This window comes from Marivita sp. S0852 (genome assembly GCF_046591575.1).
Taxonomy (GTDB): domain Bacteria; phylum Pseudomonadota; class Alphaproteobacteria; order Rhodobacterales; family Rhodobacteraceae; genus Marivita.
On sequence record NZ_JBIQWA010000004.1, the window covers coordinates 66,573 to 90,428 of the forward strand.

23 protein-coding genes are annotated in these 23,856 nt (G+C 58.6%); 11 read left to right on the forward strand and 12 right to left on the reverse strand.

What is annotated here, in order from left to right:
- Window position 1 precedes the first annotated feature (1 nt).
- Both ACG74X_RS09360 and ACG74X_RS09365 read left to right on the forward strand, forming a co-directional pair.
- Window positions 2-814: a YmdB family metallophosphoesterase gene (locus tag ACG74X_RS09360; protein WP_411234317.1), complete on the forward strand. Its 813-nt coding sequence runs from the start codon at window positions 2-4 to the stop codon at window positions 812-814.
- A 129-nt stretch (window positions 815-943) separates the two neighbouring features.
- Window positions 944-2,686 carry an SLC13 family permease gene (locus ACG74X_RS09365; RefSeq protein WP_411234983.1) on the forward strand — a complete coding sequence of 581 codons (1,743 nt, stop codon included), beginning with the start codon at window positions 944-946 and terminating at the stop codon, window positions 2,684-2,686.
- Between the two features lie 53 nt (window positions 2,687-2,739).
- On the opposite strand, the gene ACG74X_RS09370 is transcribed toward ACG74X_RS09365, so the two are convergent.
- Complete coding sequence (locus ACG74X_RS09370; protein ID WP_411234318.1) at window positions 2,740-3,465, reverse strand: glutamine amidotransferase; 726 nt, start codon at window positions 3,463-3,465, stop codon at window positions 2,740-2,742.
- Window positions 3,466-3,589: 124 nt separating this feature from the next.
- Here ACG74X_RS09370 and ACG74X_RS09375 point away from each other — a divergent pair, with 124 nt between their 5' ends.
- Window positions 3,590-4,330, forward strand: a complete 741-nt coding sequence (locus tag ACG74X_RS09375; protein ID WP_411234320.1) for a YebC/PmpR family DNA-binding transcriptional regulator — start codon at window positions 3,590-3,592, stop codon at window positions 4,328-4,330.
- A gap of 179 nt (window positions 4,331-4,509) precedes the next feature.
- Window positions 4,510-5,538 carry a fatty acid desaturase gene (locus ACG74X_RS09380; RefSeq protein ID WP_411234321.1) on the forward strand — a complete coding sequence of 343 codons (1,029 nt, stop codon included), beginning with the start codon at window positions 4,510-4,512 and terminating at the stop codon, window positions 5,536-5,538.
- 60 nt (window positions 5,539-5,598) lie between these two features.
- On the opposite strand, the gene ACG74X_RS09385 is transcribed toward ACG74X_RS09380, so the two are convergent.
- On the reverse strand, window positions 5,599-5,922 hold the full coding sequence (locus ACG74X_RS09385; RefSeq protein ID WP_411234323.1) for a 2Fe-2S iron-sulfur cluster-binding protein: 324 nt from the start codon (window positions 5,920-5,922) through the stop codon (window positions 5,599-5,601).
- A gap of 221 nt (window positions 5,923-6,143) precedes the next feature.
- On the opposite strand from ACG74X_RS09385, the gene ACG74X_RS09390 reads away from it, so the two are divergent.
- The 3 genes from ACG74X_RS09390 (at window position 6,144) to prpE (ending at window position 9,273) form a co-directional block, all read left to right on the forward strand.
- Window positions 6,144-6,539 carry an OB-fold nucleic acid binding domain-containing protein gene (locus ACG74X_RS09390; protein WP_411234324.1) on the forward strand — a complete coding sequence of 132 codons (396 nt, stop codon included), beginning with the start codon at window positions 6,144-6,146 and terminating at the stop codon, window positions 6,537-6,539.
- Window positions 6,540-6,593: 54 nt separating this feature from the next.
- Window positions 6,594-7,133, forward strand: coding sequence for a peptidoglycan-binding domain-containing protein (locus ACG74X_RS09395; RefSeq protein ID WP_411234325.1), 540 nt, complete (start codon window positions 6,594-6,596; stop codon window positions 7,131-7,133).
- A gap of 247 nt (window positions 7,134-7,380) precedes the next feature.
- A complete protein-coding gene (prpE, locus tag ACG74X_RS09400) occupies window positions 7,381-9,273 on the forward strand; it encodes a propionate-CoA ligase PrpE (RefSeq protein ID WP_411234985.1) in 1,893 nt (630 codons plus the stop codon).
- Window positions 9,274-9,438: 165 nt separating this feature from the next.
- Here the strand turns inward: prpE and ACG74X_RS09405 are convergent, their stop codons facing one another.
- The 7 genes from ACG74X_RS09405 to ACG74X_RS09435 all read right to left on the reverse strand — a co-directional run bounded on the left by ACG74X_RS09405 (window position 9,439) and on the right by ACG74X_RS09435 (window position 16,289).
- On the reverse strand, window positions 9,439-10,902 hold the full coding sequence (locus tag ACG74X_RS09405; RefSeq protein ID WP_411234326.1) for a Do family serine endopeptidase: 1,464 nt from the start codon (window positions 10,900-10,902) through the stop codon (window positions 9,439-9,441).
- A 155-nt stretch (window positions 10,903-11,057) separates the two neighbouring features.
- A complete protein-coding gene (locus ACG74X_RS09410; RefSeq protein WP_411234328.1) occupies window positions 11,058-11,246 on the reverse strand; it encodes a DUF2065 domain-containing protein in 189 nt (62 codons plus the stop codon).
- Complete coding sequence (gene hflC, locus ACG74X_RS09415; RefSeq protein ID WP_411234330.1) at window positions 11,246-12,232, reverse strand: protease modulator HflC; 987 nt, start codon at window positions 12,230-12,232, stop codon at window positions 11,246-11,248. The genes ACG74X_RS09410 and hflC overlap by 1 nt, the downstream gene beginning before the upstream one ends.
- Complete coding sequence (gene hflK, locus ACG74X_RS09420) at window positions 12,232-13,392, reverse strand: FtsH protease activity modulator HflK (protein WP_411234331.1); 1,161 nt, start codon at window positions 13,390-13,392, stop codon at window positions 12,232-12,234. Before hflK ends, hflC begins: the two co-directional genes overlap by 1 nt.
- A gap of 70 nt (window positions 13,393-13,462) precedes the next feature.
- Window positions 13,463-14,911: an FAD-dependent oxidoreductase gene (locus ACG74X_RS09425; protein ID WP_411234332.1), complete on the reverse strand. Its 1,449-nt coding sequence runs from the start codon at window positions 14,909-14,911 to the stop codon at window positions 13,463-13,465.
- 269 nt (window positions 14,912-15,180) lie between these two features.
- Window positions 15,181-15,963, reverse strand: a complete 783-nt coding sequence (rpiA, locus tag ACG74X_RS09430) for a ribose-5-phosphate isomerase RpiA (protein WP_411234334.1) — start codon at window positions 15,961-15,963, stop codon at window positions 15,181-15,183.
- Between the two features lie 131 nt (window positions 15,964-16,094).
- Window positions 16,095-16,289 (reverse strand): hypothetical protein, encoded by a 195-nt coding sequence (locus tag ACG74X_RS09435; protein WP_411234335.1) that lies wholly within the window; start codon window positions 16,287-16,289, stop codon window positions 16,095-16,097.
- Between the two features lie 251 nt (window positions 16,290-16,540).
- Between ACG74X_RS09435 and ACG74X_RS09440 the strand changes: the two genes are divergently transcribed.
- On the forward strand, window positions 16,541-17,485 hold the full coding sequence (locus tag ACG74X_RS09440; protein WP_411234336.1) for a DMT family transporter: 945 nt from the start codon (window positions 16,541-16,543) through the stop codon (window positions 17,483-17,485).
- Here the strand turns inward: ACG74X_RS09440 and ACG74X_RS09445 are convergent.
- Window positions 17,409-18,092, reverse strand: coding sequence for a thiamine diphosphokinase (locus ACG74X_RS09445; protein WP_411234338.1), 684 nt, complete (start codon window positions 18,090-18,092; stop codon window positions 17,409-17,411). The genes ACG74X_RS09440 and ACG74X_RS09445 overlap by 77 nt on opposite strands.
- 138 nt (window positions 18,093-18,230) lie before the next feature.
- Between ACG74X_RS09445 and ACG74X_RS09450 the strand changes: the two genes are divergently transcribed.
- A complete protein-coding gene (locus ACG74X_RS09450; RefSeq protein ID WP_411234339.1) occupies window positions 18,231-20,750 on the forward strand; it encodes a hypothetical protein in 2,520 nt (839 codons plus the stop codon).
- Window positions 20,751-20,939: 189 nt separating this feature from the next.
- A complete protein-coding gene (locus tag ACG74X_RS09455) occupies window positions 20,940-21,617 on the forward strand; it encodes a cupin domain-containing protein (protein ID WP_411234341.1) in 678 nt (225 codons plus the stop codon).
- 6 nt (window positions 21,618-21,623) lie between these two features.
- Here ACG74X_RS09455 and ACG74X_RS09460 read toward each other — a convergent pair whose 3' ends face one another.
- Window positions 21,624-21,845: a DUF2842 domain-containing protein gene (locus ACG74X_RS09460; RefSeq protein WP_411234343.1), complete on the reverse strand. Its 222-nt coding sequence runs from the start codon at window positions 21,843-21,845 to the stop codon at window positions 21,624-21,626.
- 19 nt (window positions 21,846-21,864) lie between these two features.
- Window positions 21,865-23,160 (reverse strand): adenylosuccinate synthase, encoded by a 1,296-nt coding sequence (locus ACG74X_RS09465; protein WP_411234987.1) that lies wholly within the window; start codon window positions 23,158-23,160, stop codon window positions 21,865-21,867.
- 218 nt (window positions 23,161-23,378) lie between these two features.
- On the opposite strand from ACG74X_RS09465, the gene secG reads away from it, so the two are divergent.
- Window positions 23,379-23,756, forward strand: coding sequence for a preprotein translocase subunit SecG (secG, locus tag ACG74X_RS09470; protein ID WP_411234345.1), 378 nt, complete (start codon window positions 23,379-23,381; stop codon window positions 23,754-23,756).
- Window positions 23,757-23,856 lie beyond the last annotated feature (100 nt).

Below are 23,856 nucleotides of genomic sequence, written 5' to 3' on the forward strand. Positions count from 1 at the left end.
CATGAGAACACTTTTCCTTGGCGACGTTATGGGCCGTGCGGGCCGCGCTGCGATCACGGATCGGCTGCCGGATTTGCGCGCGCGTCTCAAAGCGGATTTTTGTGTGGTCAACGGCGAAAACGCCTCAAGCGGCGTGGGCCTGTCGGGCGCACATGCCAAAACGCTTCTGGATGCCGGTGTTGATTGCCTCACGCTGGGCGATCACGCCTTCGATCAAAAGGATATGCTTGGCTTTATCGACACCGAGCCACGCATCCTGCGGCCCCTCAACTTTGCCAAACAGGCCCCCGGTCGCGGCCACCGGCTTTATACCGATGCGCGCGGTCGCAAGATCCTTGTTTTGCAGGTGCTGGGCCAGGTCTTTATGAAACGCGCCTATGATGATCCGTTTTCTGCGGTTGATGCGGTTCTGCGTGCGCATCCTTTGGGGGGACAGGCGCAAATGATCCTTGTCGATGTGCATTGCGAGGCGACCTCGGAAAAAATGGGCATGGGCCATTTCTGCGACGGGCGCGCCAGCCTTGTGGTGGGCACCCACACCCATGTGCCCACCGGTGATGCGCAGATCCTGCCGGGTGGAACCGGGTTCCAAACCGATGCGGGCATGTGCGGCGACTACAACTCCGTGATCGGAATGGACAAGGCCGAACCCATGCGCCGGTTTGTGACCGGGATGAGCAAAGGGCGCTTTCAGCCTGCCCTGGACGAAGCCACCTTGTCCGGCGTGCTGGTCGAAACCGATGACCGCACCGGTAAGGCCACGGCCATCCACATGATCCGCGACGGTGGACGCCTTCAGCCCAGCGCCCCCTGATGTCACGGCGGAGGACACGGGCGGTGCTTGTGCCGCTGCGGCAACCCAGTCAAACTGAAACCACCTAGGGACTGGGGGCACCCGGCTTTGTTGACAGACTTCTTGGATATCAGCCAGACAACACAGGCAATGATCGCGCTGGGAACGGTTGTGGTCATGTTTGTGCTGTTCCTGCGCGAAACCTATCCGACCGAAGTTGTGGCGATTGGCGGTGTCGGGTTTCTTTTGGCCACAGGTGTGCTGCCCTATAACGACGCGCTTGCGGTGTTGGCCAACCCCGCCCCCTGGACAATTGCCGCCATGTTCCTGGTGATGGGGGCCTTGGTGCGCACAGGCGCATTGGCCGCCTTCACCACCGCAGCCCAAAGCGCGGCCGAGAAAAGCCCGAAACGCGCCATTGTCGGCATTCTGGCGGTTGTCATTGTCGGCTCTGCGTTCATGAACAACACCCCGGTCGTGGTGGTCATGCTGCCGCTTTTTGTGCAGCTGTCAAAGACCTTGGGCGTGGCCCCATCCAAGCTTTTGATCCCGCTCAGCTATGCGGCCATTCTGGGGGGCACGCTGACGCTGATCGGCACCTCGACCAATCTTCTGGTGGATGGTGTGGCCCGCGCGCAAGGGCTAGAGCCGTTTACGATATTCGAAGTCACGCCGCTGGCCATCGTGTTGATCGCCTGGGGGATGCTGTATCTGTGGGTGTTTGGCCGTTACCTTTTGCCGGACCGCACCAGTATGGCGGCGATGCTGTCGGACCGGTCAAAGATGAAATTCTTTACCGAAGCTGTGATCCCGCCGGACAGCAACCTGATCGGGCGCGAGGTGCAGGGGGTGCAATTGTTCAAACGCGAAGGTGTGCGGTTGATCGACGTCATTCGCGGCGACGCATCACTTCGGCGCAATCTGGATGGTGTGACCCTGCAAGTGGGCGACCGCGTTGTCTTGCGAACCCAGATGACCGAATTGCTGAGCCTGCAAAACAACAAGGAATTGCGACGCGTCGATCAGGTGTCCGCCGTAGAGACAACCACGGTCGAAGTGCTGATCACGCCGGTGTGCAAGATGGTGGGGCGTCGCCTGGGCGCGATGCGTTTGCGCCGCCGATACGGCGTCTATCCGTTGGCAGTGCATCGCCGAAATCAGAATATCGGACGGCAGCTGGACGATCTCATTGTCCGGGTGGGGGATACCCTGCTGCTGGAAGGCGCACCCGAAGACATCCAGCGGCTTGCGGATGAACTGAATCTGGTGGACGTGGCCAAACCTTCGGCCCGCGCCTATCGACGCAGCCACGCGCCGGTTGCAATCCTGGCGCTGGCGGGGCTTGTGGTTCTTGCCGCACTTGGGGTCGCGCCGATCCTTGCGCTGGCGATCATAGCGGTCGCGGTTGTTCTGCTGACAAAATGCGTCGATTCCGACGAAGCCTTCTCTTTTATCGAGGGGCAATTGCTGGCTTTGATCTTCGCCATGCTGGCCATCGGGGCCGCCCTGGAGGCCTCGGGCGCGGTGACCTTGATTGTCGAGGCGCTGGCCCCCTATCTGATGGACCTGCCGCCCTGGGCCATCGTCTGGGCGATTTACGTGTTGACCAGCGTCCTGACCGAATTGGTCAGCAACAACGCGGTTGCGGTTGTTGTCACGCCAATTGCCATCGGGCTTGCCCAGACCATGGGGTTCGACCCAAGACCATTGGTGGTTGCCGTGATGGTGGCGGCGTCCTGTGCATTTGCAACGCCCATCGGATACCAGACCAACACGTTGGTCTATGGGCCGGGGGGCTATGCCTTTTCCGATTTCCTAAAGGTCGGTGTGCCGTTGAACCTGACCGTGGGCATGCTCGCCTCGGCGCTTATTCCCCTGATATGGCCATTGTAATCAAGCGCGGGCAAGAGGCTTCGAAGCCTCTTGAAAAGCGGTTTCGAAACCGCTTAGCGGTAGCGGGCCACAAAGCGGCGCAAAATCTCTACAGGCACCGTCACATCCGCTGCCTGACAGGTCGCAATCAGATCCTCGGCCGCATCTGGCGCGAAATATCCGCGATGCTTGTAAATCTTGATGCGCGCCTCAAAGACATCGCCGTCTGCTTCGGGATGAAACTGTGTAGCATACACATTCTGGCCATAGCGGATCATCTGGTACGGGCACGGCTCTGACGATAACAGATGCACACAGCCCTCGGGCAAATCCTGAACCGCCTCTTTGTGCCCGACAAACGCGTCAAACGTCTGGGGCAGCCCGGTTAACAACGGATCGTCTTCAACCATGCGACAGCGCACCGGCCCCACGGATTCGCCATAACGCCGTTTTGACACCTCGGCCCCAAGATGGTGGCCAAGAATACCAATTCCATAACAGCACCCCATAAACGGGATATCGCGCGCGGTGATTTCCGGCATCAAAGACAGAATTTCCGCCTCGATCTTCGCTTCGGTCGGATCTTTTTCTTCGGCAGCATCAGACACACAGCCCGGACCGCCGCCAACAATCACACCCGCATAGCTGTCGAGCTGCAGAGCCTCCGGCAGCGTTTCCCGGTCCAGACAGACGCGATGCACCTGATCCTCCCGCAACCCGCCTTTTTCCAGAAACGCCGCGAACTCGCCATCGCTGGCATCCGCTTCGGGGCGCAATTGCAGGATCAAAAACCGTTTCATCTGCCCTTACTTAAAGTGTCAGTCGGGCAACGCAAACCGCAAAACGCGACACTTGTTCCCGCCCTGTTTTCTGAGGTACACAACGCCAAAATCGAAAAATCGAAGACTCATACAAGGGTAAACCATGGCCGGCCATTCCAAATGGGCAAACATTCAGCATCGCAAGGGTCGTCAGGACAAGCTGCGCGCAAAACTCTTCTCGAAACTGTCAAAAGAAATCACCATTGCCGCCAAGATGGGCGATCCCGACCCGGAAAAAAACCCGCGCCTGCGCCTTGCTGTGAAAGAAGCTCGCGGGCAATCCATGCCGAAAGACAACATTGAACGCGCCATTAAGAAAGCCGTCGGCGGCGAAGGTGAGGATTACGAAGAAATACGCTATGAAGGTTATGGCCCCAATGGCGTCGCGGTGATCGTCGAGGCGATGACCGACAATCGCAACCGCACTGCCTCGACCGTGCGGTCGACCTTTACCAAGAACGGCGGCAATCTGGGGGAAACCGGATCGGTTGGGTTCATGTTCGACCGCAAGGGCGAAATCACCTATCCGGCAGAGGCGGGCGATGCGGACACCCTCATGATGGCCGCAATCGAAGCCGGGGCCGAAGACGTGGAAAGCAGCGAAGACGGCCACATCATCTGGTGCGCGGACACCGATCTGAATGACGTGTCAACTGCATTGGAAGCCGAATTGGGCGAATCAGAGTCCACCAAGCTGGTCTGGAAGCCGACCACCACCACAGAGCTGGATCTGGAAGGCATGCAATCGTTGATGCGTCTTGTCGACGCCTTGGAAGACGATGACGATGTGCAGCGCGTAACAACGAATTTCGAAGCCTCTGACGAGGTCATGGCGCAGCTGTAAGTCCCGCCCCGAAAGATCTCCCGAACACCCGCATTCGGGCACCCACCGGTGTCGCGTTCCATGCGCGACACCTCCACGGCAAAATCAGGACCGGTTTGCAAGCGTTCCCCTTTGCCGCATATCCCCTTGGCAGTTTTTCGCTTAAAAGCAGTCAAACAACGATAAGAAGCAGACATATGATGAGCGATTCCCGTGCTCCGCAACAGGCAGAAGACACGCGTACAGCCAAAGAATGGATGACAGTCCTTTCGCAATACCGCGAACCGAACCCGGTGCGCAGCTGGTACGAGGTGGCCGTCACCATCGGCCCTTTCGTGGTTTTATGGGCATTGGCATGGTGGTCCCTTGGGATCAGCTATTGGCTGACCTTTGCCATTGCTTTGGTCAACGGTGCCTTTCTGCTGCGACTTTTCATCATTCAGCATGATTGCGGACATGGATCGTTCTTTGCCAGCCGCACCCTAAGCGACTGGGTTGGGCGTGTTCTGGGTGTGCTGACCCTGACGCCCTATGATGTGTGGCGGCAATCCCATGCCATTCATCACGGCTCGACCGGCAATCTGCACCGGCGCGGCATTGGTGATATCCACACCATGACGGTCAACGAATACCGCGCGCTGTCGCCGCGGCGTCGTCTGCTTTACCGCATGTATCGCAATCCGATTGTCCTGTTTGGTCTGGGGCCGGGATACCTGTTCCTGTTCGAAAACCGCGTGCCGGTTTGCTTTCCGGACAAGGCAAAATACTGGCTCAGCGCAATGGGCACCAATGCCGGCATCTTTCTTGCCCTGGGGCTGATCCTGTATTTCGGGGGCATCATGCCAATCCTGCTGATCTTTCTGCCCACCACGCTGCTTGCCGCAACAGCGGGCATGTGGCTGTTTTACGTGCAGCATCAATTCGAAGACACCCATTGGGAAGCCGAGGAGGACTGGCAACTACAGGAAGCCGCACTTGACGGAAGCTCTCATTATGTGCTGCCAAAAGTGCTGCAATGGGCCAGCGGCAATATCGGGATTCACCATGTCCACCACTTGCAAAGCCGAATCCCGTTCTATCGCTTGACCGAAGTGCTGAGGGATCACGGCGAATTGGCGATCAAGAACCGCATGACCATCCGCGAAAGCCTGCAAAACGCGCGCTTGCATTTGTGGGACGAGGACAAAAAGAAGCTCTTGTCATTCTCGCAAGCGCTGGACCCGGCCTGACGGCCACATCAACACCCATCATCAGCGCAGCGCCGCCTTCATGGCGGCGCTTTGACCGTTTCAGATCTGTTTTTCCGGCATCTGGACAATCAGCCCATCCAACGCGTCCGACACCTTGATCTGGCAGGTCAGACGCGAACGCTCCGGATCTGGCTCATAGGCAAAATCCAGCATGTCTTCTTCCATGTCTTCCTTGGCAGACAGCTTGGACACCCAATCGGGGTGAACATAGACATGACAGGTTGAACAGGCACAGGCCCCGCCGCAATCCGCCTCGATACCGGGGATGCCATTGTCACGCGCCCCTTCCATCACGGTCAGGCCATTGGCCACGTCAACGACATGCTCTTTGCCACCATGCTCAATATAAGTAATCTTTGCCATTCCAGCGCTCTCCGTCACATAACTCGCGCTATACCTAATCCCGCAATGGCGGGGCTGCCAGTCCCTTTTGCAGCAGAAATCCAGTCACACGAAGACTATCGCGTCAGACAAATGAAATACGTCAGACCAAACGATGCGACGGGCGGCCTGGGGATCTTATAACAAAGCCCATCGCGGCAACCACGATTGCATTCCGGCCTGAATGTTCTATTTTTGTTCGCATGCAAAATTCCCAAACGCCTTACGATCCGGATAACTGGCCGCGCCCGCCTTCATGCGTCACCGCGGACCAGTTGCGCCTGCCCCCCCAACACGCGCGCATTGCGGTCGCGGGTCTGGTGATCCTGCGGCAAAGACCCGGCACTGCCAAAGGCGTGATCTTTCTGACACTCGAAGATGAAACCGGCACTGTGAACATCATCGTCTGGCGCAAGCTGTACGAACGCTACCGGCGTGCGGTGATTGCCGGGCGGATGTTGCGTGTGACGGGACGGTTGCAACGCGAAGGGGATGTGATCCATGTGGTCGCCGAAGAGATTGAGGATATCTCGTCACTTCTGGACCAGCTTCTGGCCCCTGCCCCAGAGGCGCTTTCGCCAGGCCCCCAAACAGGCTAAACTGCATATAATAAGAAACAGGCAAGCAGGCGCAGCTTTTCCGTGACCCGTTCCATGTCAACGTCCCGAAGGTTCTGGGCCGTGGCTTTGGCCGCGCTTGTGGGCTGTGCGCCATATGATGCGCATCGCCCGGTTGAGGCCAATATCGGGGTTCCCGACTTTGCCAGCGCGCAGGTTCCGCCTCCTCCCGGGGTCAATCCCGACGGATGCTGGGTCCGCGACACAGCCCCGGCCGAGCTTGAGACCGTCACCCGACAAACCGAAGTGTCCGCCGCGCAAACCGGCATCGATGGCGCAGTGCTTAGCCCCGGGCGGTTTCGCACCGAAACCGCACAGGTCATTCTACGCGAACGCCAGGAGATGATTTTTGAAACCCCCTGCCCCGACGCCATGACGCCTCAGCTGATTGAAACGCTTCAGCGGGCGCTTCAGGCACGAGGGGTGTTCCGGGGTGACATCACGGGTGTGCTGGACGTGCCGACGCAACTGGCCGTCCGGCGATATCAAACCGGACACGGATTGCCGAGCGGGCTTTTGTCGATCCAAACCGCCCGCCGTCTGGGCCTTTTGGCAACCCCGCGCGATCAGCTTTGATGCGTGATCCTGCGAGGGAATCAACCTGAAGGCAATCTATTGGCAAAGACAGGTTTGCAGTTTTGCAAAATGCGCCTTGATAGAATTTACATCTGCATAATACGCCAGAGTTTGCAAAACTTTGCCGTGACACTTTGCAAAACCTGCAAAATTTTTGCGGCCTTCTGCCGCGCGGCCCCTCCAGAGACTTGCCGCAGCGCCGCACGGACCGTACCCCATGCGTCATACGCGACAGGAGGAGATCGGGATGGGCTACCAAGAGGTGTATGATGGCTGGAAATCCGACCCGGACGGGTTCTGGATGCAGCAGGCAGACGCCATCGACTGGGACAAGCCGCCCAGCAAGGCGCTCTTTGAAAAGGGGGATGACCTTTACGAATGGTTCGCCGATGGTCTGACCAACACCTGCTGGAATGCGGTCGACCGCCATGTCGAGGCGGGACGCGGCGGACAGGTTGCGATTATTCACGACAGCCCGATCACCGGCACCCTGCACAAGATCACCTATTCCGACCTGCGCAACCGCGTCGCGCGGCTTGCCGGGGCGTTGCGCGCCAAGGGCGTCGAAAAGGGCGACCGGGTCATCATCTACATGCCAATGGTCCCCGAGGCGGTGGAGGCGATGCTGGCCTGCGCCCGGTTGGGCGCGATCCATTCGGTGGTGTTTGGCGGATTTGCCGCCAATGAACTGGCGGTCCGCATTGATGACGCCAAACCCAAAGCCATCATCGCCGCCTCTTGCGGATTGGAGCCGGGGCGCGTCGTACATTACAAACCCCTGCTTGACGGCGCGATGGATCTTGCCAGCCACCAGCCGGATTTTTGCGTGATCTTCCAACGCGAGCAGGAAGTCGCGCATCTGGAAGACGGTCGTGATGTTGACTGGCACGGTTTTCAGTATGGTGTCGAACCTGCCGAATGTGTGCCGGTAGAAGGCAACCACCCCGCCTATATCCTTTACACCTCTGGCACCACCGGCGCGCCCAAAGGGGTCATTCGCCACACCGGCGGGCATCTGGTTGCGCTCAACTGGACGATGAAGAACATTTACAATGTCGATCCGGGCGAGGTATTTTGGGCGGCATCGGATGTGGGCTGGGTCGTGGGCCACAGCTATATCTGTTATGCCCCGCTGATCCACGGCAACACCACCATCGTGTTCGAGGGCAAGCCGATTGGCACGCCGGACGCAGGTACGTTCTGGCGGGTGATTTCAGAGCATAATGTAAAAAGTTTTTTCACAGCACCCACAGCGTTCCGGGCCGTGAAACGCGACGATCCCAAGGGCAGTTTCATCAAGAAATACGACATCTCTTGCCTGAACGCGATCTATCTGGCGGGCGAACGCGCCGACCCGGACACGATTGAATGGGCGATGGAGGTGAGCGGCAAGCCTGTCTACGACCATTGGTGGCAAACCGAAACAGGCTGGACCATCGCGGGCTACCCCGTGGGGATCGAGAAAATGCCGGTTAAGATCGGATCTCCGGCGGTGCCGATGCCGGGCTATGACGTGCGTATTCTTGACGACGAGGGCCACCCGGTCAAACCCGGAGAGCTGGGCGCAATTGCCGTCAAGCTGCCATTGCCGCCCGGTACGTTGCCCACGCTTTGGGACGCCGAGGACCGATTCCGCAAATCCTACCTGACGCATTTCCCCGGCTATTACGAGACCGGCGACGCAGGCATGATCGACGAGGACGGCTATCTTTACATCATGGCGCGCACCGACGACGTGATCAACGTGGCGGGCCACCGGCTGTCCACCGGTGGCATGGAAGAGGTGCTGGCCGCCCACCCGGACGTGGCCGAATGCGCGGTGATCGGGGTGACAGATGACCTTAAAGGGCAATTGCCCATGGGCTTTGTCTGCCTGACCACAGGCGTCAACCGTCCACATGACGAAATCGTTCAGGAATGTGTAAAGCTGGTGCGCGACAGGATCGGACCCGTCGCGGCGTTCAAGCTTTGTGCCGTGGTGGATCGGTTGCCGAAAACCCGATCCGGCAAGATCCTGCGGGCGACCATGGTGAAAATCGCAGATAGCGAAGCGTTCAAGATGCCCGCCACCATCGACGATCCGGCGATCCTGGATGAGATCAGACAGGCGCTTCAAAAGCTTGGTTACGCGGGCACCTGACGGATGGTCTCGGATCGGGTGTAACCCGATCCGACAGGGGGCTTTGCCCCCAGACCCCCAAGATATTTGAAAAACGAAGAAAGAAGCACGGTCGATTTGAGCCTGGCCTGAACAAGAAAAAGGGCACCCCGTAGGATGCCCTTTGTGTTTGAAGCGGTTACGGGTTTATTCGTCATTTCCGATGGACAACGCCACGAAGCGCGGGTCTCCGTCGCGGCGCACCAGCAGCAGGATGGATTTGCGTCCCGCCTCGGCCGCCTCGTCAATCCGCTCTTCCAGATCGCCAATTGCCAAAACCTGGCTTTGACCGGCTTCGGTGATCACGTCCCCTGCCCGCAGGCCTTTTTCAAAGGCTTCGGAGGTTTCATCGACATCCATCACGGCCAGACCCTTGGCGCTTTCCGGCAGCTCTAGCTGTTGGCGGATCTCGTTTGTCAGCGGGCTTAATGTCAGACCCATCAGATCCATGGATTGCGGCGCGGCATCGTCTTCCATCGGTTGCGATGCAGGCACAGCTTCGGCTTCCTCGCGGCGGCCCAGCGTGATCAAAAGCGTTTGCGTCTCGCCATTGCGGTTCACAACGACGCGCACGGATTTGCCCACCTCGGTGTTGCCGACTTGGCGAACCAGTCCGCGGGTGTCCTGCACATCGCGCCCGTCGAAGCTGATGATCACATCACCTGCCTGCATCCCGGCCTCTTTGGCGGGGCCTTCGGGCACGTCCGACACCAGCGCACCTGCGGCGGTTTCAAGACCCAGCGCGTCTGCCATATCGTCGGTGACGTCCTGAATGCGCACACCCAGCCACCCGCGACGCGTTTCGCCGAATTCCTGCAGCTGGTCCACAACACGGGTCACTACATTGGACGCCATCGAAAAGCCGATGCCGATCGAGCCGCCATTCGGGGAAAGGATTGCCGTATTCACACCGATGACATCGCCGTCCATATTGAACAGCGGTCCGCCCGAGTTGCCGCGATTGATGGCGGCATCGGTTTGAATGTAGTCGTCATAGGTGCCCGACAGTGCACGGTTGCGCGCCGATACGATCCCAGCCGAGACGGAAAACCCCTGACCCAGCGGGTTGCCCATGGCCATCACCCAATCGCCCACACGGGCCGTATCGCTATCGCCGAAATTGACGAATTTCAGCGGTGTTTCGCTTTCCACCTTGAGCAGCGCGATGTCGGTGTTTGGGTCGGTGCCAACGATTTCAGCCGGGAGTTCGAAGCCTTCGAAGAATTCGATCAAAATTTCATCCGCACCTTCGATGACGTGATTGTTCGTGACAATATAGCCGTCTTCCGAGATCACAAATCCCGATCCCAGAGCAGAGGATCGACGGGGGCGGTCGCCTTGGCCACCGCGATCCTGGAATTCGCGAAAAAAGTCTTCAAACGGCGATCCGTCGGGCACAATGCCCTGTGGTCCGGTTCGGCCTGCGACTGTTGTTGACGTGGTGATATTCACCACCGATGGGCTGATTTGCTCGGCCAGCTCGGCGAAGCTCTCGCGCGCCTGGACGGTCAATGACTGCGCCAGAATGAGGATCATCGACAGCGATGTAAGCCAGAACAAACGCAATGGCGTGGCGCGATCTCGATCAATTGAAATTGCCTGTGAGGTCAAGGGTAGCTCCTTCGTCTTTGGCAGGGGGGCATATCAGCCGCTGCCTGCCTTACATGGGTGTAATGTAGGGGGGGTTTTGCCACACGCAAACAACAATACGTCCGCTCAAGCGGATGTGAGTTGAAAGTGACGTCACCCGATGACGACCGAACAGGTCAGACTGCCTTGAGTCCCCATAGTATCGCCACACCCACAGCGACAGAGGTGACACCGATCAACCGTCGCATATCCAATGGCATGTCGCGCATGGCTTCCAGCATACGCTCTATAAGCGAAGGGGCCAGCGCATAGGCCAGCCCCTCGATAATCAGCACCAAGGCAATGCCCAGCAGAAGTGTTTCCATCAATTGCCGGCCCCTGTGGCGGTGTCACTCTCGGCATCTGGCGATGTTGCCGGCGCAACCACCGCCGCAGCGGAGGGCTGCGAAATTCGCGCGGCATCTTCGGATGAGATGCCCCCACCGGCCCCGTCAGCGGATTTCAGGTAATTGAAGAATTCGCTGTCCGGTGCCATCACGAAGGTGGAGTTTTCGCCCCGCAATGACCGCTGATACGCGGTCAAGGACCGGTAGAATTCAAAGAACTCCGCGTCTTGGCTGAAGGCGGTGGCAAAGATGTTGTTGCGGCGTGCATCCGCTTCACCGCGAATGATCTCTGCCTCGCGGTTGGCTTCTGAAACAAGCTCGACCACGGTTCGATCTGCCTGCGCGCGGACCCGCTGGGCCGCTTCGTTACCACGGGCGCGTTCATCTGTCGCCTCGCGTTCGCGTTCGGCGCGCATCCGTTCAAAAGTTGCATCCAGGTTTTCTGCCGGAAGGTCGGTCCGCTTGAGACGCACGTCGATGATTTCAATCCCGAGGCTGCGCGCCTCCAGAATGGCCGCATTTCGGATGCGCAGCATCAGCGCCGCACGATCCGAACTGAGGATGTCATTTGACGACACCGACCCCAGCACTTCCCGTGTTTCTGCCCGGAGAATCGAATCGAGGCGGTTCTCAGCCGTGGCAATACCACCCGCACCCACCGCTTGTCGGAACTGGTTCACATCGGCGATGCGATAGCGAGCAAAAGCGTCCACGACCAGTCGACGATCATCCAGCGGGGTGATTTCGAGCGGATCAATGTCCCGGCTCAGGATACGATCATCATAGCGCACGACCTCCTGGATCAACGGGATTTTGAAGGCGAGACCGGGGTCTTCCTTGACTGCGACAACCCGGCCGAATTGCAAGACAAGCGCGTTTTCACGTTCATCCACGATAAAGATTGACGACAAAAGCCCGGCAATCGCCAAAACGACAACGGGCAACAGATACGTTGTTTTCCGCATTAGTTTGTCCCTCCGGTTGCGCCACGACGCAATTCATTGAGCGGCAGATACGGCACAACGCCGTTGCCGCCACCGCCTTCGGCATTTTCATCAAGAATGATCTTGTCCACCCGGCCAAGCACCTCTTCCATGGTTTCAAGATATAGACGTTTGCGCGTCACTTCAGGAGCGTTCTGATATTCGCCAAGAACGGCCAGGAAACGGCTTGCCTCACCTTCGGCCTCGTTGACCACGCGAGCGCGGTAGCCTTCGGCCTGCTCCAAAAGCTGCGCCGCTTCACCGCGCGCTTCTGCCAGAACGCGGTTTGCATAGGCGTCCGCCACGTTTTGCAGCCGGTCGCGTTCCTGCTCGGCAGCCTGAACTTCGCGGAAGGCCGCGATCACCGATTCCGGTGGGTCGGCCTTGTCAAAGTTCACACGAATGATCGTTACACCACTGTCATAGCTGTCGAGCGTCGATTGAATCAGATCCTGCAACCGCGATGCAATTGATCCACGATCCCGGTTCAAAATCGGCGCGAGATCGGATTGGGCAATGATTTCACGCATCGCGGATTCACTGACCGCGCGGATGGTTGGGCGCGCATCACGCAGGTTGAACAGAAACTTCGCCGGGTCGTTGATGTTCCAGACCACCTGGAAATCAATATCGACAATATTTTCATCTCCCGTCAGCATCAGACCCGCGTCAGAGCCCCGCGCACCAACGCCGATATCTTCGGTCTGTTCGCGTGTCACCGGCAGAATTTCCGCTGTCACAACCGGCCACGGCGCAAAATTCAACCCCGGATTGCCGGTGGCCGAGTATTCGCCAAGGAACAATTCCACTGATTGTTCTTCCGGGCGCACGGTATAGAAACTGGCCATCCCCCAAAGAACAACCGCGCCGATCACGCCAAGGCCGATCATGCCGCGCGTGGGTTTGAACCCTCCGTCGCCACCACCGCCGGACCCGTTCATCCCGCCATTGCCGCCACGACCGCCCATCAGAACGCGCAGGCGCTCCTGGCCCTTCTTCATCAGCTCGTCAATTTCAGGAATCTGCGGGTTGTTGTCGTCGTCAGGACGCCGGCCTCCGCCGTTATTGCCGCCGCGCGGGCGCTGATCGTCGCCGCCGCCATTCCCGCCGCCGCCCCATGGACCGCCACTGTTACCTGCCATTTGGTCTTTTCCCCTTTCGGAACAATCCGTCATTCATCTGTGTTGTAACCTGTGCGTTAAGCCCAGGAATTCAACCCGTCCGCACCGGTTTGCGCATCGTCACAATTTCTTCAGACATCGTCGGGTGCACCGCCACGGTCCGGTCAAAATCTTCTTTGGTCGCCCCCATTTTAATCGCAACCCCAGCCAGCTGAATGATTTCCCCCGCATTAGGAGCCACAATGTGGCATCCCAGTACGGTTCGATTTTCTTTGCTGACCACCAGTTTCATCAACACACGCGCGGTTTTTTCCGCAAATGCGCTTTGCATGGGGCGGAACGAGGTGCAATACACGTCAACCTCCTCGCGGTCGCGGGCCTGTTCCTCTGTCATCCCGACGGTGCCCATTTCGGGCTGTGTGAACACCGCCGAGGGGATCAGATCGTGATCAACCGGGGTCGGATTGCCTTTGAACACAGTTTCGACAAAGGCCATGCCTTCGCGGATGGCGACAGGTGTCAGGTTGACCCGATCGGTCACATCACCGATGGCGTAAACCGATGGGACGGCCGTTTGGCTATAGTCATCCACTTCGATTGCGCCCCCCCGGCGCAAAGAGACGCCGATCTCCTCAAGCCCCATATCGGCCGTATTGGGCGCGCGGCCGGTCGCGAACAACACCTGGTCGAACACCCTGACCCGACCATTGGTCGCCTTGACCTTGATCGGCCCGTCCTTGGGCGCATCCTCTTCGGGCATGCCATATTGAGCCGCCTCAACCGGGGCGTCCATCGACACATCTTCCAGATCATCCCCGTCGCGGAAGCATGACATTTCCACGATATTGGTCCCGGTGTGCAGATCAACGCCAAGATCCCGCATTGATTCTGCAATCAGACCGCGCGCTTCGTCATCAAAGCCGCGCAAAATCTGCGCACCGCGATAATACTGTGTTACCTCAACCCCCAGACCTGCAAGGATACAGGCAAATTCGCAGGCGATATAGCCCCCGCCGATGATCAGGATCGACTTGGGCAGGGTTTCAAGATTGAAGATATCGTCAGACACAATGCCAAGATCTGCATTCGGCATCTCGGGGCGGACCGGACGTCCGCCTGTCGCCACAAGAATGTGCTTGGCCGTGACCGTTTCGCCAGTCGACAATTCGATTGTATGCGGGTCCTTGAGACGCGCGCGCGCATCGAACATTTTTACACCCGAACCATCCAGCAAGTTGCGGTACACACCTTCCAGTCGGTCCAATTCGTTGCGCATGCGGCTGCTGAACGCGTCCCAGTCGAAGGCGCCGAGTGACATATCCCAACCATACGCGGCGGCCTCTTCCGGAAGCCCGCTGTAACTGCTTGCAAACACCATCAGCTTTTTGGGAACGCAGCCACGGATCACACATGTGCCGCCATAGCGGTCCGCTTCGGCCAGCGCGACCTTGGCACCGGTTTCGCCCGCCGCCACCCGTGCCGCACGCACACCCCCCGAGCCGCCTCCGATTACAAAAAGATCATAGTCGAATTCGCTCATGGTCTGCTCCCGTTTCCTGCGCGCAAAGATATTCCATACAGCGTCAAGGAAGGCCAGACGCCCATGACACTGTTTTCCGCAATCCCGGATCTGGCGAGGTTCGTTATCAATACAACCCGCTGCTGACACGGATGCACCGTGCCGGACATGGGGCCAGGTGGCTTTATAGATAAGATCACCAGCAGCACGGCGATCACGCAGCACTTAACACCGGCAATCCGGCATCACGCGGGCTTTGCAATAGCGGGCTATGACACCGGGTCCGGGTATCAGAGATCCGAAAACAGATTGTCGCTTTCGACCAGATTGATATGCGCTTCGCTGACCGTGCCTTCATGGATATCGCGCGTTTCGACCCGCCCGTCTGCATATCCGATGATCACCCTGTCACACAAATCAATGAAAAGCCCATTTTCGACCACACCGGGCATCTGGTTTAGGGCCATGGCCAATTGTCTTGCATTGCCGATCCGGCTGAGGTGAAGATCAAGGATGAAATTTCCCTCGTCGGTGACAAACGGTTTGTCCCCGTTCATACGCAGCGTGGTCTTGCGCCCCATCACGTCGGTGGAAACAAGAAGCTCCTCCACAAGCATCTGTGTGGTGGTCCAGCCAAATTGGATAACTTCAATTGGCAGCGGAAAAGCCCCCAATGTGCCCACTTCCTTGGCGGCATCCGCAATGATCACAACGTCTTCGCTGGCGGCGGCAACGATTTTTTCCTGCAACAAGGCCCCGCCGCCCCCTTTGATCAGGTTCAGATTGCCGTCAAATTCATCCGCGCCGTCGATTGTCATGTTGAGGATTTTGGCCTCATCCAGCGATATCACCTCGATCCCCGCTTCATGTGCAAGCTGTGCAGTCCGCGTCGAGGTTGGGACACCTTTGATGCGCAATCCGCTGTCCCGGACCCTTTCGCCAAGATGCCGCACCAGCCAAGCCGCTGTCGATCCGGTCCCAAGACCCACCTGCATGCCGTCCTCGACTAGGTCAGCCGCCCGCTTGGCAGCAACAAATTTTGCCTTGTCGATCGGTGACAATTCTCCGGCCATTGGCGCGCTCCTTCGGGCATGTGCCCGGGCGTTATAGGACGTTGAACGCAAAGGGGCGAGACCGAATCATTCAGGAACTGTGCAATCCATCCGGATACAGGGATGTGTCAAACCGCGACCCTGCCTCCGGTTTACCCCGACCCGTCAACCGTCGGCGTGCTATCGTTTTGCGGGTCCATATCCGCAGGCGGCAAGACGGTGGTTTTGATCACCGGGACTTTCGGAAAATACACCGGATGCGCCGCGACGATCCGCGGCACAAAAGCCCAGGCCAGAATGGTCAGCGCCGCGACAAACCATGCCAATTTGTTAATACCGTCCGTCATATATGCCCCCGCAGCTATGTGATGAACCCATCTTTGCCCGACAGAGGTAAAAGCACGGTTAAGCACCGCCACTTTAACGGCTCGACCCGTCCGACACGCGGTCACTGACGGGCAAATTGGTCTGTCCACACGGCCCGAAACCGCATCCGCACCGTCGCTTGAAGCCCATTGACGGCATATTTGATCAAAATATGACCCAAGCAAAAAGGAGAGCGTTGACACCCCGGCACAACCAAGAGTAGCGTCCGAAAATGACTCAGGATCGCCCCACCCTCGGAATACTGCTCATGCTGGGCTTTTGCATCGTTGCCCCGATGGGAGACGCGCTGGCCAAACTGTTATCAGACAGAGTGTCGCTGGGTCAGCTGTTGCTGGTCCGATTTGCGATCCAGGCATTGGTTCTGATCCCGATCATCGCAGTCACCGGACGCATCTGGCGGATGTCTGGAACCATCCTGTCGCTGACGGTCCTGCGCACCGTATTACACATTGCGGGTATCGGGATGATGGTTTCGGCGCTGTTTTACCTTCCATTGGCCGATGCGATTGCGATTGCCTTCGTGATGCCGTTCATGATGCTTCTGCTTGGGCATTATGTTCTGGGTGAGGAAGTCGGACTGCGGCGCATGGTTGCCTGTGCGGTTGGCTTTGTCGGCACTTTGCTGGTTGTGCAGCCCTCATTTCAACAAGTGGGCTGGCCCGCACTGTTGCCCTTGGGGGTGGCGCTGAACTTTTCGCTGTTCATGCTTGTGACCCGCAAGATCGCCAAAGACACCGACCCAATCGGCCTGCAAGCCGTTTCGGGCGTGATGGCGGTGATGATGATGGCCCCGGTTGTGTTTTTCGTGCCATCGGTAGCGGCTCCGATCCTGGCGTGGGAATCTGCCGTGGGTGAGGTCACCTGGACATTGCTGGTGGCAATCGGTCTGTCCGGCACCCTGGCCCATCTTTTGATGACGTGGTCTTTGCGCTATGCCCCCTCTGCGACGGTCGCCCCGATGCAATATCTTGAGATTCCGATTGCAACGGTCATCGGGTTCATCGTGTTCGCGGATTTGCCCAATACAATGGCGTCGATCGGCATTGCGATCACCATCGCTTCGGGTCTTTACATCGTGTTCAGAGAACGGGCCATAAGCCGTCAGCCCGCAGCAGCGCCTGCTGCACCCGCGCACGTTCCTGCACCGGCAGAATAAGCAGCATCCCCGCATCATCCATGGTCAGGGACACAGGCCCAAGTGCTTTGTTCGACGTGCCGACGCGGGTTTCCGGAGAAAACGAAAGCCCGTCGATCGGCCAGGTCAGACCGGTCGACCGCCCGGTAACCGGACGCATTGGATACAGGGACACGCGCGTACCCTCTGTCAAAGCGACCTCGAACATGGGCGGCAGATGCAGTACCACATCATCGGGACCGACCAGAACAATCGCTCGGTGCGGATACCGGGCAAGAACGGTCAAAGCCGCCATCAGATGATCAACCTGGCCCCCCAGAAACCCGATTCCGATGATCAAGGGCGCGCGGATGGAGCGCACCGCTTTGTCGAAATCGGTGCTGTCCTGTTCTGCGATATGGTGAACCCGGTCTTGCGGCATGGCGTGTCGGGTCGCATCCGACACCGAATCCAGATCCCCGATCAGAACATCCGGCAGACGGCCCAATGCGCGTAACCAATCCGCCCCACTATCCGCCGCGACCACGGTCGTGGCGTCTTCCAATAAGTCTGATAGTTGGGAATTGTCGCCAATCGCGCCACCAACAAGCAAAACTGGTTCTTCAGAGTGAACAATCGGTTTGATCATGGCGGATTAATGGCGAAATGCGAAACAGATCACAATCAGGTCATGAAATGATACCGTCAGAGGCACAGATTCGATACGCTTTGGTCTTGGTAAACGTGCATCCAGAGCTTCGCAGAATTTTGGAAAGCGAGTGTTGGTATGGTCAGCTCCAATAAAATACTCACGGTATCCTACGGTACCTTTTCATGTACGCTCGAAGGGTTCGACCATTCGTTCGATACCATGAAAGCGATTGCGGAATATTTCCGCGATCTGGCACAGGATGATCGTTATTTTGGGGCAGAACCACCCGTCCCGGATGCCGAAATGTTGGCCCGGATCGCCGAACGCGAGATCGAGCGCCGGGTCGAAGCGCGGTTTGAAAAGGGAAATCTGGTTCTGCGCCCAACAGATGAGGCCGAGCCGCCGCGCGGGGATGTCGCGCCGGACCCATCATCGGGTGCAGGTCATGTGGACGCGGCAGCCGGTGCGGCTGCCACCGGTCTGGCTGCCGCGAACACGCTGAACGAAACCGCCGAACGGTCCGCCCCGGATCAGGACGACACGGAAATCGACGCGCAAGTCGATGATGCCACCGAGGATGCAATCGAGGTATCCGCACCTTATGAAATCAGCGCGGAAACAGCCGAAGCCGACGAAACGGCAGGTTTGGAACTGGACGATGCCTCAGACGAGCTTTTGATTGAGACCGTCGAAACCGATACGCCAGACATCGCGCCCGAGCCCGAGCAACCGATTGCGGACGCCGCTGATGATGCGGACACAGCCGGTGAGGAGGCCGACTTGGTCGCGCAGACCACGGATGAAGACACCGCACTGGAAGACACAGCGCCAGACGACACACCCGACATTTTGGAGATCGAGACGGTCGAAGATGTCGAATCAGCCCCTGCGGTTGCGGACAGCGTTGCGGACAAGCTTCAGCGTATTCGCGCCGTTGTCGCGGCCAAGCCTCAGCAAGAGCCGGATTACATCGAGGACGAACATGCCATGTCCGGCCCCGCCGGCAAGGACGCTGACGAAACAGACGCAGTCGCGTTTGACGCCGAGGCCGCGCATCTGGATGATGTTGACGCAGCCCCGACTGCAGACGCTGTGGCGGAAGACGAAGCGCAGGCCGATCCTGTGGAACAAGAGGCGGAAGAACCTGAATTCGAACAGGAAATGTCGGACGACCTTTATGATGAAGATGGGCCCGACACCGAGCTTGACGCAGGCGACGACAATCTCTTTACCGACACGATTGCCGCTGTGGTCCATGACGAAATCGACAGTGACGAGGATGACGAGGCAATTCTGCCAGATCTGCCTGTTGAAGAGCCCACAGCCGAAATCGATGAAGCGACCGATCCGCAGGATGAAATCGAAGCCCTGCGCGCCAAGATTGCAGAGTTGGAGGCTTTGGCCGCTGCACCGCAGGCGGCACCGGTTGATGACGATGTGCTGACAGAAACCTCCGACGACACCGCAGCGGAGGACGCCACCCCAGCCGATGCGCCGCTTGTTCTGGACACTCCAGCGGCCGCGACAGACGATCACGATCAAGAAGAGGTCGCTGAACACACCCCCATCGTCGCGCGCGTCAGCAAGGCAAAGCGCAGCGATATCGAGGCTGCTTTGGCGGCGGGTGACATCGAGGAATACGAAGAGGACGCGGAAGAAGTCCACGATCAACCGCAATCTGCGGATGCCGATCCGGTTCCCGGTGCGGATGACAGTTCACTCACCGCCGAGCAAGAAGCCGAGCTGGCCCGTGAACTGGCAGAGCTTCAAGCGGAAATCGACGAGGATGAGGACTGGAATTTCGACGTCTCCGAAGAGGTCGCCAGCACACCCGAGAAGAAAATCGAAGAGGATCAGGACGCCGAGGCGCGTGCCGCAGAGGCAGACCAGGACGCCGAAGCAGAAGCCAACATCCGCAAAGCTGTCAAACTGACAAGCCAAGGGCGCGCGATGCTGACCGACACCACGATCGAGGAAGACACATCATCTGTCGATCGGTTGATTGATCAAACCGAAACCGAAATGGACGAACCCGAAGGCAACCGCCGTCGCAGCGCCATCGCGCATCTGCGCGCCGCCGTGGCCGCAACCAAGGCGGATCGCATTCTGGGTCTGGGCAAATCGACCGATGATGAGGAAGAGCCTTATCGCGAAGATCTTGCAGACGCGGTCCGTCCGCGCCGTCCGATGGTTACCCAGACACGTTCTGAACGTCCGGCCCCGGTGCAACCTGCCCCGCTCAAACTGGTCGCAGAACAGCGTGTCGATGCAGAAAGCTCAGACGACACCACCGCCCCCGTCCGCCCGCGCCGCGTGATGCGCAGCACCGACGCGGCCGATCTGGCCGGGGATGTCGCAGACACCGATGGCGAAGGCTTTGCCGAATTCGCTGAAAATGTGGGAGCCAATACGCTGCCAGAGCTTCTGGAAGCCGCAGCCGCCTATATGTCGTTTGTCGAAGGGCGCGATCAATTCTCTCGTCCTCAATTGATGACGAAACTCCATCAGGCAGAAGGCGAAGCCAGTTCCCGCGAAGAGCGTCTGCGCAGCTTTGGTCAGTTGTTGCGCGACGGCAAGATCGAGAAAAAGGGCGGCGGACGTTTTACCGCGTCAGACAATATCGGGTTCAAACCGGATGCCCGCGCGGCAGGATAAACAAAAAAGGGGCCGGTCGGCCCCTTTTTTTATGCGGGCCTATATGCGAACGATTTGATCAAAACGGTGTGTAAACACTTTCCTACTATTCGTTTTTGTCTTTACGCCACTGAACGCAACACCTTATCTACACAGGCCATTTAAGCGACCGTAGAAAGCCGCCGCAACATTCGCCCCAAGGATCGGATCATGGACCTGAATACGGATTTCAGCCAACGCGTGCTCATACATTCGGCTGACATGGATTGGATCGCATCACCAATGCCGGGTGTCGACCGACGCATGCTGGATCGCATCGGTGATGAAGTCGCCCGCGCCACGTCGATTGTGCGTTACGCGCCCAAATCCCGATTTTCGGCGCACACCCATACAGGCGGCGAGGAATTTATCGTGCTGGATGGCGTGTTTCAGGATGAGCACGGCGACTATCCAACTGGCACCTATGTGCGCAATCCGCCCACCACATCGCATACCCCCGGATCTGACGACGGCTGCACCATCTTTGTTAAGCTGTGGCAATTCGACAGGACCGACCGCACCCAGTTTCGCAAGGACATGACCGCCGAACTGCCGCGCCCGGTGGACGGCGTGGCGACGGCTGTTTTGCATAAGGACACGCGGGAAACAGTGACGTTTTCCAAACTGGCCCCCGGTGCCACGCTGCGCAACACGCATCCCGGCGGATCAGAGCTTTTGGTCCTGTCCGGCACAGTGACCGAAGCGGGTGACAGACTTCGAACCGGCAGTTGGCTGCGTCTGCCAGACGGGACCGCGCTGACTGCAACGGCAGGGCCAGAGGGGGCAACGCTCTGGCTCAAGACCGGCCATCTGCGCTTTGCCAAGGCCCCGGACGAGACCGGGGCCTGATGCCGCTTACTTTTCAGCGTCGGGATCGGCCTGTCCGATGCCCTTGAACACAAACTTGAACGGCAAGGCCCATAATATGCCCAGCGTCAGATAGACCAGGATCTCGATCCAGAACGGGGGGCGGTCAAGCCAATTCAGAACCGTGACGCAGGCCACCACATAGGCCGGCATTCCAATCAGCAGGATCACCAAAGACCACCGTTTGCGTGCTTTGTAACTCAAGGCCATATGCCGCTCCGACGTTGCATCAATCCGCGAACGGGTCAGTCACAAGAATAGTGTCATCGCGTTCGGGTGACGTTGAAAGTAGAGCAACCGGACATTCAATCAATTCCTCGACCCGACGGACATATTTGATCGCCTCTGCCGGCAAATCTGCCCAGGATCGCGCGCCTTCTGTCGATTGCGACCATCCCGGCATTTCCTCGTAGATCGGTGTGCAGCGCGCCTGTTGATCTGCGGCAGTGGGCAGATAATCCAGCCGCGTGCCATCAAGGTCGTAGCCTACACAAATCTTCAACGTCTCGAACCCGTCCAACACATCCAGCTTGGTCAGGGAAATCCCGTTGACGCCCGAGGTCGCACAGGTCTGACGCACCAGACAAGCGTCAAACCATCCGCAGCGCCGCTTGCGGCCTGTTGTCGTTCCAAACTCGTGACCGCGTTCGCCCAATCGCTGACCGTCGGCGTCATCCAGTTCGGTCGGGAACGGCCCTTCGCCCACACGGGTGGTGTAGGCTTTGACGATGCCCAGCACATATTCAATAGACCCCGGCCCAAGGCCGACCCCCGTCGCCGCCTGACCGGCAATCACATTGGACGAGGTCACAAACGGATAGGTGCCAAAGTCGATATCCAAAAGAGCGCCCTGCGCGCCTTCGAACAGGATACGCTTTCCTGCCTTGCGTTTTTCGTTCAGAACTTTCCAGACAGGCGCCGCGAACGGAAGGATCTCGTCCGCGATTTCGGTCAACTGCGCCAGCAGCCCGTCGCGATCCACCGGCTCGAATCCCAGTCCCTTGCGCAGCGGATCATGATGCTGCAGCGCACGGTCTACCCGCGCTTCGAGCGTGGCCGCATCCGCAAGGTCGGCAACCCGCACCGACCGTCGCCCGACCTTGTCTTCATAGGCCGGTCCGATACCGCGCCCCGTGGTTCCGATTTTTGTGCCTTTCGACGCAGCCTCTTCGCGGGCACGGTCCAATTCGCCATGAATTGGCAGGATAAGCGGCGTATTCTCGGCAATCATCAGGGTTTCGGGCGTGATTTCAACACCTTGGCTGCGGATCGTCGCGATCTCGGCCATCAGATGCCATGGGTCCAGCACCACGCCATTGCCAATGACCGAAAGCTTGCCGCCGCGCACAACACCCGATGGCAATGCGTGCAGCTTGTAGACCTTGCCATCAATGACCAACGTATGACCTGCGTTGTGCCCGCCCTGAAAACGGCAGATCACATCCGCGCGCTCTGACAACCAATCCACGATCTTGCCTTTGCCTTCGTCGCCCCACTGGGCACCCACGACCACCACATTTGCCATGTTCTCGACCTTTTCTGTCGGGCCATTTGTCAGACCCGCGCCCGTATAGCGTCGGTTTGGCACAGGCGAAACCACGAAAGTGGCACCCACCCCGGACAGCACGACGCAGGTCGGTGTTCTTGCAGAACGGCGATCACGCAAAGACCCGCTCTATGGGTTGCGCGATGTCCAACTTGTCCTTAGATACCCCCTATTCACCAAAGGCATCCGGGACCGCCATGGAAAACGTCGTTCTTATCATCCACCTTCTTCTGGCTCTTGCACTGATCGGCGTTGTTTTGCTTCAGCGTTCGGATGGCGGCGGCCTTGGTGCCATGGGCGGCGGCGGAGGCGGCGGCACGGTCAGTGCGCGCAGCGCGACCACCGGTCTGGGCAAACTTACCTGGGTGCTGGCGATTGCCTTTATCTGCACGTCTTTGACGCTGACCATCATTGCCGCGCAGAACGCCTCTGGCAGCTCGATCATGGACCGGCTGAGCCGCGGCGGCAGCAGCGCGCCCGCAGAAGACGGATCGACCGATATTGACGCGGACGGGCTTTTGCCGCCTCCGTCAACAACTGATCCGAACCTGCCATTGGTGCCCAGCGCCGATTAAGCCAAACCCACGCACACAATACCCTGTGGCCAGACCGGCCACGTGGTGTCTGCCGACCGGTTACTTACAACCTGTTGAGGCATCTATTTCTGACGCAACA